Source organism: Roseateles sp. Mitsp63, from assembly GCF_059491535.1.
In genome coordinates, this window is the sequence record NZ_CP168509.1 from 3998983 (window position 1) to 4012555 (window position 13573).

The window sequence follows — 13573 nt, forward strand, 5'->3', positions numbered from 1 at the left end:
TCAGTGCACGACGCGCCCGAAGCTGAACTCGCCCGGCTCGCCGCCCGGCGCCATCTCGACGCTGACCGGGATCACGTCCTTCGGACCGAAGCGGCCCTGCAGGATCAGCTTGGACAGCGGGTTCTCGATGCGCTGCTGGATCGCGCGCTTGAGCGGCCGCGCGCCGAAGACCGGATCGAAGCCGACCTTGGCCAGTTCGTCGAGCGCCTCGTCGCTGACGTCGAGCTTCATCTCCAGCTTCTCGAGCCGCTGCTCGAGCTGCTTGAGCTGGATCTTCGCGATGGACTTGATGTGCGTCGCGCCCAGCGCATGGAAGATCACCGTCTCGTCGATGCGGTTGAGGAACTCGGGCCGGAAGTGCGCCTTGACCTCGCCCCACACGGCGTCGCGGATGACCTCGTCCGGCTCGCCCTGCAGCGCCATGATGTGCTGCGAGCCGAGGTTGGACGTCATCACGACCACGCAGTTCTTGAAGTCGACCGTGCGTCCCTGGCCGTCGGTCAGGCGGCCGTCGTCGAGCACCTGCAGCAGCACGTTGAACACGTCCGGGTGCGCCTTCTCGACCTCGTCCAGCAGCAGCACGCTGTAGGGCTTGCGGCGCACGGCCTCGGTCAGGTACCCGCCCTCGTCGTAGCCGACATAGCCCGGGGGCGCGCCGATCAGCCGGCTGACCGAGTGCTTCTCCATGAACTCGCTCATGTCGATGCGGATCATGTGGTCCTCGCTGTCGAACAGGAAGCCCGCCAGCGCCTTGCACAGCTCGGTCTTGCCCACGCCCGTCGGGCCCAGGAACAGGAAGCTGCCCAGCGGCCGGTTCGGGTCGGACAGCCCGGCGCGCGAGCGCCGGATCGCGTCCGCCACCGCGACGATCGCCTCGTCCTGGCCGACCACGCGCTCATGCAGCTTCGTCTCCATGTGCAGCAGCTTGTCGCGCTCGCCCTGCATCAGCTTGGCGACCGGGATGCCGGTGGCGCGGGCCACGACTTCCGCGATCTCCTCGGCGCCGACCATGGTGCGCAGCAGCTGCGGGACGGTCTTGTCCCTGGCCTTGCCGGCCTCCTTGGCCTGGGCCTCGTTGAGACGCTTCTCCAGCTCGGGCAGCTGGCCGTACTGCAGCTCGGCGACCTTGTTGAAGTCGCCCTTGCGCTTGAGTTCCTCGATCTGGAACTTGATGCGGTCGATCTCCTCCTTGACGTGCGCGGAACCCTGGGCCTGGGCCTTCTCGGCGGTCCAGATCTCCTCCAGGTCGTTGTACTCGCGCTGGAGCTTGAGCAGCTCTTCCTCGATCAGCGTGAAGCGGCGCTGCGAGCCCTCGTCGGTCTCCTTGCGCACGGCCTCGCGCTCGATCTTGAGCTGGATCATGCGGCGGTCGAGCCGGTCCATCGCCTCGGGCTTGGAGTCGATCTCGATCTTGATCTTGGCCGCGGCCTCGTCGATCAGGTCGATGGCCTTGTCGGGCAGGAAGCGGTCGGTGATGTAGCGGTGCGAGAGCTCGGCCGCGGCGACGATGGCCGGGTCGGTGATCTCGACGCCGTGGTGGACCTCGTACTTCTCCTGCAGGCCGCGCAGGATGGCGATCGTCGCCTCGACGCTGGGCTCGTCGACCAGCACCTTCTGGAAGCGGCGCTCGAGCGCGGCGTCCTTCTCGACGTACTTGCGGTACTCGTCCAGCGTGGTCGCGCCGATGCAGTGCAGCTCGCCGCGCGCGAGCGCGGGCTTGAGCATGTTGCCGGCGTCGATGGCGCCCTCGGCCTTGCCGGCGCCGACCATCGTGTGGATCTCGTCGATGAACAGGATGATGCGGCCCTCGTCGGCGGCCACTTCCTTGAGCACCGACTTCAGGCGTTCCTCGAATTCGCCGCGGAACTTGGCGCCCGCGAGCAGGCCGGCCATGTCCAGCACGAGGACGCGCTTGTCCTTGAGCGACTCGGGCACCTCGCCGTTGACGATGCGCTGGGCCAGGCCCTCGACGATGGCGGTCTTGCCGACGCCGGGCTCGCCGATCAGCACGGGGTTGTTCTTGCTGCGGCGCTGCAGGACCTGGATGGCGCGGCGGATCTCGTCGTCGCGGCCGATGACCGGGTCGAGCTTGCCCTGGCGGGCGCGCTCGGTGAGGTCCAGCGTGTACTTCTTGAGCGCCTCGCGGTTGCCCTCGGATTCCTGGCTGTCGACCTTCTGGCCGCCGCGGACCGCCTCGATGGCGGTCTCCAGGGCCTTGCGCGTCAGGCCGTGGCCGCGCACGACGCCGGCGAAGTCGGACTTCGCGTCGGCGAGCGAGAGCAGGAACATCTCGCTGGCGATGAAGTGGTCGCCGCGCTTGGACGCCTCCTTCTCGGCGGCCTGGAGCAGGCTGACGAGGTCGCGGCCGGGCTGGACCTGCTGGCCCTCGCCGTGCACCTGCGGCAGGCCGGCCAGCAGGGTGTCCACGGCGGCCTTGAGGGCCGGCACCTTGACGCCGGCGCGCTCGAGCAGCGCCTTGGGGCCCTCGTCCTGGGCCAGCATCGCGGCCAGGACGTGGACGGGTTCGATGTAGGGGTTGTCGCTGGTCACGGCGAGGCTTTGGGCCTCGGCCAGCGCTTCCTGGAACCGGGTGGTGAGCTTGTCGACTCGCATGGGTGAAAAACCTCCGTTGCGAAGCCAAGTGGGAGTGTGTCCCCCATTTTCAAGAGCCCGCCGTTCGCGGCAAGCCCCATGCCCATCGTCAGGAAAGGGTCGGCATCAGGCGAGGGTCTGCGTCAGGACCGCGCGGCCGCCGCTCCAGTCCAGACGCCCGAGCGCGCCCTGCACCACCGGCCGCTCACGCGGCGGTCAGCATCTGCATCACCTTGAGCCCGGCGGCGGCGGCGGCCAGCGAGCCGACCACGTGCGCGGCCGAGTGGCCCAGCGCCAGCAGGAATTCGCCGCGCTGCAGCAGCGAGAGCGATTCGCCGGAGAACGACGAGAAGGTCGTCAGGCCGCCGAGAAAGCCGGTGACGAGCAACAGCTTGAGGAAGTCGTCGGGGTAGCGGCCGAACCATTCGAGCGCCATGCCGATCAGGAAACCGCCGACGAGGTTGACGGCCAATGTTCCCAGCGGGAAGCCTTGCCACTTCGTGTTCAACCACATCCCCGCGCCCCAGCGCGCGAGCGCGCCACCCGACGCGCCGGCGGACACCGCCGCCACTTGCACCCAGCTCATCGGCCATTCCCCTCCACGTTGATCCCCCAGCGCGCGAGCGCCTCGTCGTCGGCGACGCGCGCGTCCACCCATCGGGCGCCGTCCGGTCCGTGTTCCTTCTTCCAGAACGGCGCCTGCGTCTTCAAGTAGTCCATCAGGAATTCGCAGGCCTGGAAGGCCTGGCCGCGATGCCGCGAGCTGACGAGCACCAGCACGATCTGGTCGCGCGGCCGGAGCGCGCCGACGCGATGGATCACGCGCGCGCCGCGCAGGTCGAAGCGGCGGAAGGCCTCGTCGATCATGGCCTCGATCGAGGCCTCGGTCATGCCGGGGTAGTGCTCGAGCTCCATCAGCGTGACCGGGGCGCCGTCCGCGCCGTCGCGCACCGTGCCGACGAAGCTCACCACCGCGCCGATGCCGCCGTCGTCCGCGCGCAGCGCCAGGGTCTCGGCCGAGAGGTCGAAGTCGGCGGTCTGGACGGAGACGCGCGGGGGGCGCGAGGACTGCGAATTCATCCGGCGATTGTGGCATCGCCGTGCGCGCCGCACGGCCGGGGCAATGCCGTGCCGGGCATGAGAACGAACCTCTCTCTCGAGACCTCGACGCATTGATGAAGGCGTGGGTGGAAGCAAATCCGGCCGTGCCGTCCCCTCGCACCAGCCATTGATGAGTTCTTTACGCGTCGGTACCGGGTCTTGCCCTCCCCTTGAGGCGGTGCTCCGTACGCTGGACTCCTCGCAACCACGGCGCTCCCGGTGCGCGCCCACCCGAATGAGACCGGTGTTGATCCTTCAGCACGAACCCGCCCAGGGTCCGGGTTTCCTGCTCCAGTGCCTGCAAGCCCGCGATGTCCCGGTGCACCTGATCCGGCCCGACCTCGGCGACGCGATGCCACGCACGGCCTCGGCCTTCAGCGGCCTGGTGCTGCTGGGCAGCGATCACAGCGTCCATGACGGCACCCCTTGGATCCGCGCCGAGCAGGCACTGCTGATCGACGCGCTGCGGCTCAGCCGCCCGGTACTCGGTCATTGCTTCGGCGCGCAGCAGCTCGCGAGGGCGATGGGCGCGACCGTGGCCCGCAATCCGCGCCCCGACATCGGCTGGCGCGAGCTCTGGATCACGCTCGCCGCGCGGCCGCTCTTCGGCGGCGAGGACCGCCTCCTGAGCTTCAACTGGCATTACGACAGCTTCCAGCTCCCCGCCGGCGCGACGCGCACGCTGTTCGGCTCGAACTGCCTGAACAAGGGCTTCGCGCTCGGACCGCACATCGCCCTGCAGAGCCACCTCGAAGTCACCGCGCAGAGCCTGCGCGACTGGTGCGCGCAGGGCCGCGACGAATTGCGGAGCGGCCGCTGCGTGACCGTGCAGAGCGAGGACGAGATCCTCGCCGCGCTGCCGCAGCGCCTGGCCCGCCTGCGCTGCGCCGCGGCGAGCGTCTACCGCCACTGGATCGGGCAGCTGGATCGCCCGCCAGTTTTCGGGGGCATGCGCGCCGCGTGACTTTGCGCGGCCGGCAGGCGACGATGGGCGCCCTCGCACGCCTGTCAGGAGCCGCCCTTCATGACGCTGTCCGCCGCTCGCCCCCTTGCCCTTGTGTTGTCGCTCGCCGTCCTGGCGGGCTGCCAGACGCCGGCCCCCTCGCCCAGGCCGGCCCCGCCCGCGCCGGAGCATGACGCCCGCTTCACCGCGCCGCTGGCCGCCTGGGACCGGGATGAGGACCGGACGCTTCAAGGCGTCGTCGTGCTGCGCGACGGCCAGCGGGTCGCGGAGCGCTACTACAACGGCGCCACAGCCGACTCGCTCAACGATGTCCGCTCGGCCGGCAAGAGCATCACCGCGCTGCTGGCGACGATCGCGATGGACCGCGGCGCGATCGCCAGCGCCTCCGATCCCGTCTCCCGGTACTGGGCGGCGGCGAGCCAGGCCCCGTTGGGCAAAGCCAGCGTCGACGACCTGCTGACGATGCGCTCCGGCCTGGCGGCGGAGGACGAGGATCCCGCCTCCCCCGGCCAGGAGGACCGGCTGGACGAGGCGCCGGATCCGGTGGCCTTCCTGCTGTCGGTGCCGGCCAAGGAGGCGCCGGGCAAGACCTGGCGCTACAACTCGCTGAGTTCGTACGCGGCCGGGCTGGTCATCGGCAAGGCCACCGGCATGGACCTGGGCGCCTTCGCCTCCTCCGCGCTGTTCGAACCCCTGGGCATCACGGCCTGGCGCTGGGACAAGGACGCCGCGGGCCACACGAAGGGCCAGGGCAACCTCTGGCTGAGCGCCCGATCGCTGGCCGCGATCGGCGAGATGGTCCGCCGCGGCGGCGAGCACGAAGGCCGGCTCATCGTCAGCGCCGGCGGCACCGAGGCCCTGATGCAGCCCCGCGTCGCGATCGCGGCGAAGGATCCCTATGCGGACCAGTACGCGCGGTCCTGGTACTACAAGGTCCACACGCTCGGCGGCCGGCGCGTGCCGGTCTGGTTCGCGTCGGGCAATGGCGGCAACAAGATCTACGTCGTGCCTGAACTGCGGCTCGTGGTGGCCGTCACGTCGCAGGCCTATGGCCGCGGATATGGCCAGCGGCGCTCGCAGGCCATCCTTCTGGCCGTGCTCCAGGCCGCGGTCGCAACCACGTGATGATGCCGACATGACCCACACCAAGACCCTCCTCGCCGTGCGCCACCTCGCTTTCGAGGACCTGGGGCTGCTCCGTCCCGTGCTCGAGGCCCGCGGCTTCGAGCGCTTCGTCACGCTGGACGCCGGCGTCGACGACCTGCGCGATGTCGACCTCGATGCGGTGGATCTGCTGGTCGTGCTCGGCGGGCCGATCGGTGCCTGCGATGACGCGCTCTATCCGTACTTGCACGACGAGGTCGCGCTCATCCAGCGCCGCCTCGCCGCGCGGCGCCCGCTGCTGGGCATCTGCCTGGGCGCGCAGTTGATGGCGCGCGCCCTGGGCGCCGCGGTGAAGCCCATGCCCCATGGCGGGAAGGAGATCGGCTTCGCGCCGCTGACGCTGACCGAGGCGAGTCTCGCATCCGCGCTGGCGCCGCTCGCGAGCGGCCAGCCGGTGCTGCACTGGCATGGCGACCAGTTCGACCTGCCCGAAGGCGTGCCGAGTCTTGCCTCGACGCCGCTCTGCCCTCACCAGGCCTTCGCTGTCGGCGGCCATGCGCTCGCGCTGCAGTTCCACCTGGAATGCGACCCGGCGCGGCTGGAGCAATGGCTGATCGGCCATGCCGGCGAACTGGCCCAGGCCCGCGTTCCGCTGGACGCCCTGCGGCGCGACGCGGCGAGGCATGGCGCGGGCCTGCGCGCGGCGCTCGATCAGGTCATCGATCGCTGGCTGGCGGCCTGAGCGTCCGGCCGCGCGGTCTCGGGCGTCGGACATCGAGCGCCTCAGGAGCATCGGAGCTCACGCGCCTTGCCCGCGCTGGCGGCCTCCGCGGCAAACGCCTTGAGCGTTGGCAGCGACGTGATCGTCCGCAGCCCGAGGTCGCGCCAAGTGACCGTCGGCGCCTCGGCGAAGAGGTCCGCGCCCGGCGCGAGCCCGTTGGGCAGGATCGGCCGCTGGGCGTGAGGCCCGTCGCCATCGAGCATCGTCCGCGTGAACGACGGCCTCACCAGTTGGTAGCGGGCCAGCACCTGCTCGTCGTCCTCGACCTTCAGGTACAGGCCTTCTGACTGGTCCGATCTGTCGGTCTGCCTCCAGCAGCGCTCAAGCGGCAGCGATTCGCGCCGCGTCGCCGCCTCGAAGGCCTGGCGCCAGCCGGCCGACTTCGCCAGCGAGCGCGCCACCAGCGCCCAGAGCAGATGAGGCTGCGTCGGCATCGGCCCCGCGTACAGCACCGGCACCGACAGCACCGGCGAGCCCGCGAGCAGCGCGTGACGGCGCGGCGTCGACAGGAACTGCCCGGTCGCGCGGTCGAAGATGTCGAACTCGTTGAAGTAATGCGGCAGCCGGTCGTACCAGACGCTGCGCTTGGCATAGGCCCATTCGCCGGCCATCACGTAGCGGTCCTCGAGGCGCTCGATCAAGCGGCGCTCGTGCGCCAGCGCCCAGATCTTCATCGGATTGAACTGGCGCTCGCCGAAGCCGCCGGTCAGGTAGCGACCGCGCGACTGCAACAGCAGGTCGCCGTCCTCGCTGAACGACAGGCCGGCGTGGGCGCCGTCGAGCTTTTCCTCGATGACCACATGGCGGCCCTCGAGCGCCGCCAGCGGCAGCGGGTCATGGGCGGAGTCGCCCGCCTGCGGGCGGCTGCCCGCGAGATGCGCCGTGCGCGGATGGCGCAGCGGCGGCAGGGATTGGAGATGCATGGATGTCCGTCACCCGCCGCGTTGGCGCGGGCGGGTCCTGGTGGAGTCAGGGAACCGACGGACGTGCAGGAGGCGCTCAGCGCGCCGACACGGATGCTGCGGGGAGGCAGCCGTCGGCCATCAGCAGGGGAAGGATGTACGGATCTTCATCGGGCACCTCCTGGATCGAAGAGGGTGGGCAGACGCCGGGCGGAGCCGCCCGGCGTGGGCGCGATTCTTCCATCGCGCCATTGGCGGCGTCAACCCGGACGCCGCGATGGGCTTACTTGCCCTTCTTCTGGACCAGCTTGGCGTAATCCGCCTGCATCTTGGTCATGAAGTCGAGGGAGGCGCGAAACTGCTGTTCCTGGAAGTCGATCAGCTTCTGGAATTCATCGGCGGCCACCTCGAAGGGCGTGCCCGCCGCGCGCATCGATTCCATGATCGCCTTCTGCGACGTGAGCACCGTGCTCCACGCCGCGTAGTTCTGTTCGAAGGCCTTCTTGGACTGCTCGAAGAAAGTCTTCGCGAGTTCGACCTGAGCCTGCTGGATCATGTGCTGTCTCCTGTTGTGCGGGGGGTCTCGACCTGCGCCTCGGCGAAGCGCAGAGCGGCCATCCTACACAGGAGTTCCTCCTTGTTCAGTCCTGTGCACATACCTCGGCATGGTTCGGCGCCCTTGCTCGTCACGCTGCTCGACCTTGATCGCGGACGCCTGGTGAGCGCCCTGCATCCAGCGCGGGCAGCGGCTAGGGAGGTCCCAGGTCCCCTCTTCTGCCGAGATCAGCTTCCGCCCTTCGCTCCATTTCGCCATCTTCTTCTCGAAATGCTCGGGATACTCCGGCACCGGGCAGCAGATATTCGCCCAGGGGTCGCAGACATGCAGATGCGACGGCCATTCGCGGAAGGGCTTCAGGAGCAGTTCGGGCGTCATCGTTCCAATGACGGTGAACTCGTGGTCGATGCTCAGCTCCACGATCGACGCTTGCACCGGCGGCGTCTGCTGAGCGACAACGTCCAGTGCCGCAAGGGCCAGTGCCCCGCAGTTCCGCCGGTAACCCGCCCAAGCCTCGCTCAACGCCTTCTCCAGCAACGCTTCGAGTGACATGTCCTCGATCGGTCCGAGATCCAGGCGCTTTTGAACGAGGCCGTCCTGCGGGTCCTTCCAGCCGGGCGACCACTTGTTCGCTGCCTTGTCCCCACACTCGCGGCTGTGAAGAAGCTCGCGAACCAGCTTCAATGCGCTTTGAGCCACCCGCTCGTTCAACGAGTTCTGCTTGACGTCCTCGGGGTCCGGATAGACGACCGGCGGCCCAAGCGGCTCCATCCTCATGGCCGTGACCCACCTTTGCATTGACCGGTTGAAGAATCCCATTCGCGTATCCGCCAACCATTGCGCGCGCGAGGAAAGCACTTGAGGCCTTGGGCGTGGCGAATCGCCCTGAGCCCGAGCCGGGTCTTCGACGCATGGCGCGGGATCCTTGTCGTCGCGAATGAGCAATTCGCTCTGCGGGTCTGGAGACGCCCGCCCGGGTATGCGGCAAGAGAACATGACAAACCCTCTCGGAAGTGGTTTGCACCAGTCTTCCTCGCGCTCGTTCGGGTTCGCCTCGCCTCAAGCCTTGGGCCGAGAGGACTCCTCGCCATCGCTGACGATGCATCTTTCGATCCGGTACTGGGTCGAGGTGTAGCGCTGGCAGACGTCGACCCTGCGGATGCTGTCGGGACACGTCATCCACGACCCGCCTATGGGCGATCTCCACTCCGTTCCTTCGCGAAGCAATTTGCCCTTCTGTTCCCATCTGGTCATCTTCTCCCGGAACCGTCGCGGGTAATCCGGCACGGCGCAGGCGATGTTGGCCCAAGGATCGCAAACGCTCAGATGGGCGGGCCACTCGGCCAAGGGGCGGGCAAGGAGCGCCTTGTCGATTGATCCGACGATCAGAACTTCATGATCTCCCATCAGCAAGGCTGCGCAAGCCTGAGTCGTTGGATGTCGGTCCGTGAGGACATCCTGCGCCGCCTGCGTCAGCCCGGAGCAGTTGCCATGTCCCGTGCCCTGCCAGGCCTCGAACGAAAAGGCGGCGGATTCAAAGCGGCGGCGCACCTCATCATCCCCAGGCAACCGGTCGCGAAGACGTTGGATGTTCAACTCGTCCTTGATCACCAGAATCTGGCGAGGAAGCAGCGGATCTCTCCGCCCCTTCGACCACTTGTTGGCTGGCTTGGCAGCTCCCGCTGAGCGATTGCAGAGCGTGGCACGGACCACGCCAAGCGCATGTGCCGCGGCGCTGGCGTTATGCCCGGCGAGCCGGTCGTCCGACGGCGGCGGATAGCTCAGCGCCCACCCCATTGGCCGATTGTTCGCAGCCAGAGTCATCCGCATCGCGGACATCCGCATGTAGCCATATCGGCGATTCATGGCCAGTTGCTCGGCTTCCGGATCGATCTCGGAAAAATCGAACCCGGGAATATCGGCTGGGTCCATGCTCAGGTCCGCTTCGTCGGTGACGACGGGAACCGCTGCACGAAGCGGGAAATCGCTGGGAAGAGGAAAGCTCATTCTGGACCTTGAAGAGTGGTCAGGTCAGTCCACGCGAACTGCTGCCGAGTTCTCTGCGAACGCGGCAAAGGGCGATCAAGAGCAGTCGTTCGCCGCTTTCCCGATATGTTCAAGGCATCAACCGGTATCCGACCCCCGTCTCCGTCAGCAGATGCTTCGGGCTCGCCGGCTCGGCCTCGAGCTTCTGCCGCAGGTTGCCCATGTAGACGCGCAGGTAGTGGTTCTGCTCCACGTGCGAAGGCCCCCACACCGCCTTCAGCAGTTGCCGGTGCGTCAGCACCTTGCCCGCGTTGCCGATCAGGTGGCTGAGCAGCCGGTACTCGATCGGCGTCAGATGCACGTCCTCGCCGCCGCGGCGCACGCGGCGCGCGGCCAGGTCGATCTCGACATCGCCGAAGCGGAAGGCCGGCTCCTGCTGCTCGCTCGAGCGCGCCTGGCTGCGCCGCAGCGCCACGCGCACGCGCGCCATCAGCTCGCCGACGCCGAAAGGCTTGCTCAGGTAGTCGTCGGCCCCGTGGTCGAGCGCCGCGATCTTGTCGTCTTCGGCCCCGCGCGCCGACAGCACGATCACCGGCACCGACGACCACGCCCGCAGATCCCGCAGGAAGTCCTGCCCATCGCCATCCGGCAGCCCCAGGTCCAGGATCACCAGGTCCGGCCGCCGCGTGCCCGCGTCGATCAGGCCCTGGCGCAGCGTGCCCGTCTCATGCACGGACCAGCCCTCCCCCTCCAGCGCCAGCCGCACGAAGCGGCGGATGTTGGGCTCATCCTCGACGATCAGCGCCACCGGCTGCGGCTCACTCACGGTGCTCACTCCCTGGGTCCTGTGGATCTTCCTCGAAGGCCGGCAGCGCCGGCGGCTCGCCCAGCGGCAGCGCCAGGCTGAAACGCGCCCCGCCCGCGGGCGCCACGCGCTCGGCCCAGATGCGGCCGCCATGGGCCTGCATGATGGCCCGGCAGATCGCCAGCCCCAGTCCCACGCCGGGCAGGTGCGACTCGCTGTGGCCGCGCGCGAATTTCTCGAACAGCGCCTCCTCGCGCCCCGGCGGCAGCCCCGGGCCGTTGTCCTCGACGGACAGGCGCATCTCGCCGCCCGCGGCCGCGCCCTGCGCGCGCGCGATGACGCGGATCTCGCTGCCGGGCGGCGTGTACTTCGCGGCGTTCTCCAGCAGGTTGGCCAGCACGCGCTCGATCAGCACGGCGTCCAGCTCCACCAGCGGCAGGCTCGCCGGCACGTCCAGCACGACGCGATGCCGCGCCAGCGCGGCCCCCATCAGCTGCAGGCTGCTGCCGATCACCTCGTCCACCGGCTGCCACTGCCGCTTGAGCGTCAGCGCGCCGCTCTGCAGCCGCGCCATGTCGAGCAGGTTGTGCACCATCGCGTTGATGCGCAGCGACTGCTGCTCGATCGCCTGCACGGTCTCGGCCGCGCCCGGATCGAGCGAGCGCCGCGCCAGCGTCTCGGCCAGACCCTGCAGCGCCGCCAGCGGCGTGCGCAGGTCGTGCGACAGCGCCGAGAGCAGCGAGTTGCGCAGCCGCTCGGACTCGATCTGCAGCAGCGCCTGCTGCGCGACCTCGACGTAATGCACCCGCTCCAGCGCCTGGCCGGCGATGCGCGCGGCGGTCTCGAGCTGCGCGCGGCGCTCCGGCAGCAGCAGCGTGCGCGCGTCGCCGGGCCGCAGCGCGAGCACGCCGCGCGTGCGCATCGGCGCGCGCAGCGGCAGGTAGAACCAATGGCTGCCCGGCAGCGTGTCGGTGCCCAGCCCGGCCGCCTGCTCGTGATCGAGCGCCCAGCGCGCCGTGCCGGCGTCGGGCGGATCGCCCAGGGCCAGGCCCGGCTCGGCCGGCGACGGCTGCAGCCGGTCGTCGGCATCGAGCACGTACAGCAGCGCGCGTCCGCCGAACTGCTGCGCCAGCTGCTGCTCCGCGGTCGCGACGACCTGCTCGGTCTGCAGCGCGCCGGCCAGCTCGCGGGTCAGCTCGAACAGGCCGCGCGCCCTCGCCTCGCGTTCCGACGAGACGCGCGCCTCATAGCGCAGCCCGGCCGTCAGCTGGCCGGTCACCAGGCCCACGGCCAGCATCACGGCGAAGGTGATCAGGTACTGCACGTCGCTGACCGCCAGGCTCAGCCGCGGCGCGACGAAGAAGAAGTCGAACAGCGCGACGCTGAGGAAGCTCGCCAGCACCGCCGGCCCGCGGCCCCAGCGCATCGCGACGCCGACGACGCCCAGCAGGAACAGCATCACGAGGTTGTCGGTGGCGATGCGGCCGGCCAGCGGCCAGCACAGGACCGCCACGCCCACGCAGGCCAGCGCCGCCCAGAGATAGCGGCGCGGCGCGGCGCCCAGCGCGGGCGTGGGCGCGTCGTCATGGACGCGCTGCGTCGCCGAGGCGCCGACCTGGATCAGGTCCAGTTCCGGCGCCGCGCGGCCCAGATGCGCGGCCAGATGCGCGGCCAGCTCGCGCCGGCCCCAGCGGCGCCGCGACGGCTGGCCGCGCCCCATCAGCAGCTTGGACAGGTTGTGCTCGCGCGCGTAGTCGGCCAGCGCCAGCGCCGGATCCTGCGCGGCGAGCACGGCGGTCGTCGCGCCGAGATCCTGCGCCAGCCGCACCACGCGCAGCGTGCGCTCGCGGCGCGCGTCGGGCAGCCGGTGCAGCGCCGGCGTCTCGACATGCACCGCATGCCAGCTCACCGCCAGCTGCCGCGCGAGCTGCGCGGCGCTGCGCACGATCGATTCGGCCTCGTCGCCGGGCCCGATGGCGCACAGGACCGCGGCCTCCGTCTTCCACACCGGCGCGATGCGCTCGTTGCTGCGCCAGGCCTGCACGTCGTCCTCGACGCGGTCGGCGGTGCGGCGCAGCGCCAGCTCGCGCAGCGCCATCAGGTTGCCCTTGCGGAAGAAATGCTGGCCGGCGCGCTCGGCCTGCGCGCCCTGGTAGACCTTGCCCGCCTTGAGCCGCGCGAGCAGCTCGTCGGCCGGGGTGTCGACCAGCACCACCTCGTCGGCGCGGTCGAAGAAGGTGTCGGGCAGCGTCTCCTGCACGCGCACGCCGGTGATGCCGCCGACGACGTCGTTCAGGCTCTCCAGGTGCTGCACGTTGACGGTGGTGTAGACGTCGATGCCGTTGGCGAGCAGCTCCTCGACGTCCTGCCAGCGCTTGGGATGGCGCGAGCCGGAGACATTGGAGTGGGCCAGCTCGTCCACCAGGACCAGCGCGCCGGGCTGGTCCTTGAGGCGCTCGAGCGCGCCGTCCAGGTCGAACTCCGGCAGCGCGCGGCCGCGGTACGGCACCTGGCGCATCGGCAGGCGCGGCAGGCCGTCGAGCAAGGCGGCGGTGTCGCCGCGGCCGTGGGTCTCGACGACGCCGATCAGCGGCGCGCGGCCCTGCGCGGCGAGCTGCCGGGCCGCCTGCAGCATCGCGAAGGTCTTGCCGACGCCGGCCGAGGCGCCGAAGTAGATGCGCAGGCGGCCGCGCGCCTCGGACTGCGCCTGGCGGCGCAGGTCGGCCAGCAGGGCATCGGGGTCGGGACGGTCGTCGGCGGGACTGCGCATGGGTGGGGGATT

General features: G+C 69.8%; 11 protein-coding genes and 1 pseudogene. 3 read left to right on the forward strand and 9 right to left on the reverse strand.

Going from position 1 to position 13573, the window contains the following annotated elements; genetic code table 11:
• From clpB to ACEN96_RS17455, 3 genes are all read right to left on the reverse strand, one after another.
• Window positions 1-2613, reverse strand: coding sequence for an ATP-dependent chaperone ClpB (gene clpB, locus ACEN96_RS17445; protein WP_495584348.1), 2613 nt, complete (start codon window positions 2611-2613; stop codon window positions 1-3).
• A gap of 184 nt (window positions 2614-2797) precedes the next feature.
• Window positions 2798-3178 carry a fluoride efflux transporter CrcB gene (gene crcB, locus ACEN96_RS17450; RefSeq protein WP_495584349.1) on the reverse strand — a complete coding sequence of 127 codons (381 nt, stop codon included), beginning with the start codon at window positions 3176-3178 and terminating at the stop codon, window positions 2798-2800.
• Window positions 3175-3672: a molybdenum cofactor biosynthesis protein MoaE gene (locus tag ACEN96_RS17455; RefSeq protein WP_495584350.1), complete on the reverse strand. Its 498-nt coding sequence runs from the start codon at window positions 3670-3672 to the stop codon at window positions 3175-3177. Before ACEN96_RS17455 ends, crcB begins: the two co-directional genes overlap by 4 nt.
• 256 nt (window positions 3673-3928) lie before the next feature.
• Here ACEN96_RS17455 and ACEN96_RS17460 point away from each other — a divergent pair, with 256 nt between their 5' ends.
• From ACEN96_RS17460 to ACEN96_RS17470, 3 genes and pseudogenes are all read left to right on the forward strand, one after another.
• Complete coding sequence (locus tag ACEN96_RS17460; protein ID WP_495584351.1) at window positions 3929-4657, forward strand: type 1 glutamine amidotransferase; 729 nt, start codon at window positions 3929-3931, stop codon at window positions 4655-4657.
• 60 nt (window positions 4658-4717) lie between these two features.
• Complete coding sequence (locus ACEN96_RS17465) at window positions 4718-5782, forward strand: serine hydrolase domain-containing protein (RefSeq protein WP_495584352.1); 1065 nt, start codon at window positions 4718-4720, stop codon at window positions 5780-5782.
• A 10-nt stretch (window positions 5783-5792) separates the two neighbouring features.
• Window positions 5793-6528, forward strand: a pseudogene (locus ACEN96_RS17470) (glutamine amidotransferase); the annotation flags it as partial.
• A 16-nt stretch (window positions 6529-6544) separates the two neighbouring features.
• Here ACEN96_RS17470 and ACEN96_RS17475 read toward each other — a convergent pair.
• The 6 genes from ACEN96_RS17475 to ACEN96_RS17500 all read right to left on the reverse strand — a co-directional run bounded on the left by ACEN96_RS17475 (window position 6545) and on the right by ACEN96_RS17500 (window position 13561).
• On the reverse strand, window positions 6545-7465 hold the full coding sequence (locus ACEN96_RS17475; RefSeq protein WP_495584353.1) for an RNA ligase family protein: 921 nt from the start codon (window positions 7463-7465) through the stop codon (window positions 6545-6547).
• Window positions 7466-7727: 262 nt separating this feature from the next.
• Window positions 7728-8000, reverse strand: coding sequence for a hypothetical protein (locus tag ACEN96_RS17480; protein ID WP_495584354.1), 273 nt, complete (start codon window positions 7998-8000; stop codon window positions 7728-7730).
• A 63-nt stretch (window positions 8001-8063) separates the two neighbouring features.
• Entirely contained in the window at window positions 8064-8819 is a 756-nt protein-coding gene (locus ACEN96_RS17485; RefSeq protein WP_495584355.1) for a hypothetical protein, read from the reverse strand.
• A 240-nt stretch (window positions 8820-9059) separates the two neighbouring features.
• Window positions 9060-10007 carry a hypothetical protein gene (locus tag ACEN96_RS17490; protein ID WP_495584356.1) on the reverse strand — a complete coding sequence of 316 codons (948 nt, stop codon included), beginning with the start codon at window positions 10005-10007 and terminating at the stop codon, window positions 9060-9062.
• Between the two features lie 109 nt (window positions 10008-10116).
• Entirely contained in the window at window positions 10117-10812 is a 696-nt protein-coding gene (gene kdpE / locus ACEN96_RS17495; protein WP_495588632.1) for a two-component system response regulator KdpE, read from the reverse strand.
• A complete protein-coding gene (locus ACEN96_RS17500; RefSeq protein ID WP_495584357.1) occupies window positions 10805-13561 on the reverse strand; it encodes a DUF4118 domain-containing protein in 2757 nt (918 codons plus the stop codon). The genes kdpE and ACEN96_RS17500 overlap by 8 nt, the downstream gene beginning before the upstream one ends.
• Window positions 13562-13573: the final 12 nt, after the last annotated feature.

Coding starts and splice junctions, on each gene's coding strand:
- ACEN96_RS17460 (WP_495584351.1), top strand. CDS start 3,929: ATGAGACCGGTGTTGATCCTTCAGCACGAACCCGCCCAGGGTCCGGGT.
- crcB (WP_495584349.1), bottom strand. CDS start 3,178: ATGAGCTGGGTGCAAGTGGCGGCGGTGTCCGCCGGCGCGTCGGGTGGC.
- clpB (WP_495584348.1), bottom strand. CDS start 2,613: ATGCGAGTCGACAAGCTCACCACCCGGTTCCAGGAAGCGCTGGCCGAG.
- ACEN96_RS17475 (WP_495584353.1), bottom strand. CDS start 7,465: ATGCATCTCCAATCCCTGCCGCCGCTGCGCCATCCGCGCACGGCGCAT.
- ACEN96_RS17490 (WP_495584356.1), bottom strand. CDS start 10,007: ATGAGCTTTCCTCTTCCCAGCGATTTCCCGCTTCGTGCAGCGGTTCCC.
- ACEN96_RS17485 (WP_495584355.1), bottom strand. CDS start 8,819: ATGGGATTCTTCAACCGGTCAATGCAAAGGTGGGTCACGGCCATGAGG.
- ACEN96_RS17480 (WP_495584354.1), bottom strand. CDS start 8,000: ATGATCCAGCAGGCTCAGGTCGAACTCGCGAAGACTTTCTTCGAGCAG.
- ACEN96_RS17455 (WP_495584350.1), bottom strand. CDS start 3,672: ATGAATTCGCAGTCCTCGCGCCCCCCGCGCGTCTCCGTCCAGACCGCC.
- ACEN96_RS17500 (WP_495584357.1), bottom strand. CDS start 13,561: ATGCGCAGTCCCGCCGACGACCGTCCCGACCCCGATGCCCTGCTGGCC.
- ACEN96_RS17465 (WP_495584352.1), top strand. CDS start 4,718: ATGACGCTGTCCGCCGCTCGCCCCCTTGCCCTTGTGTTGTCGCTCGCC.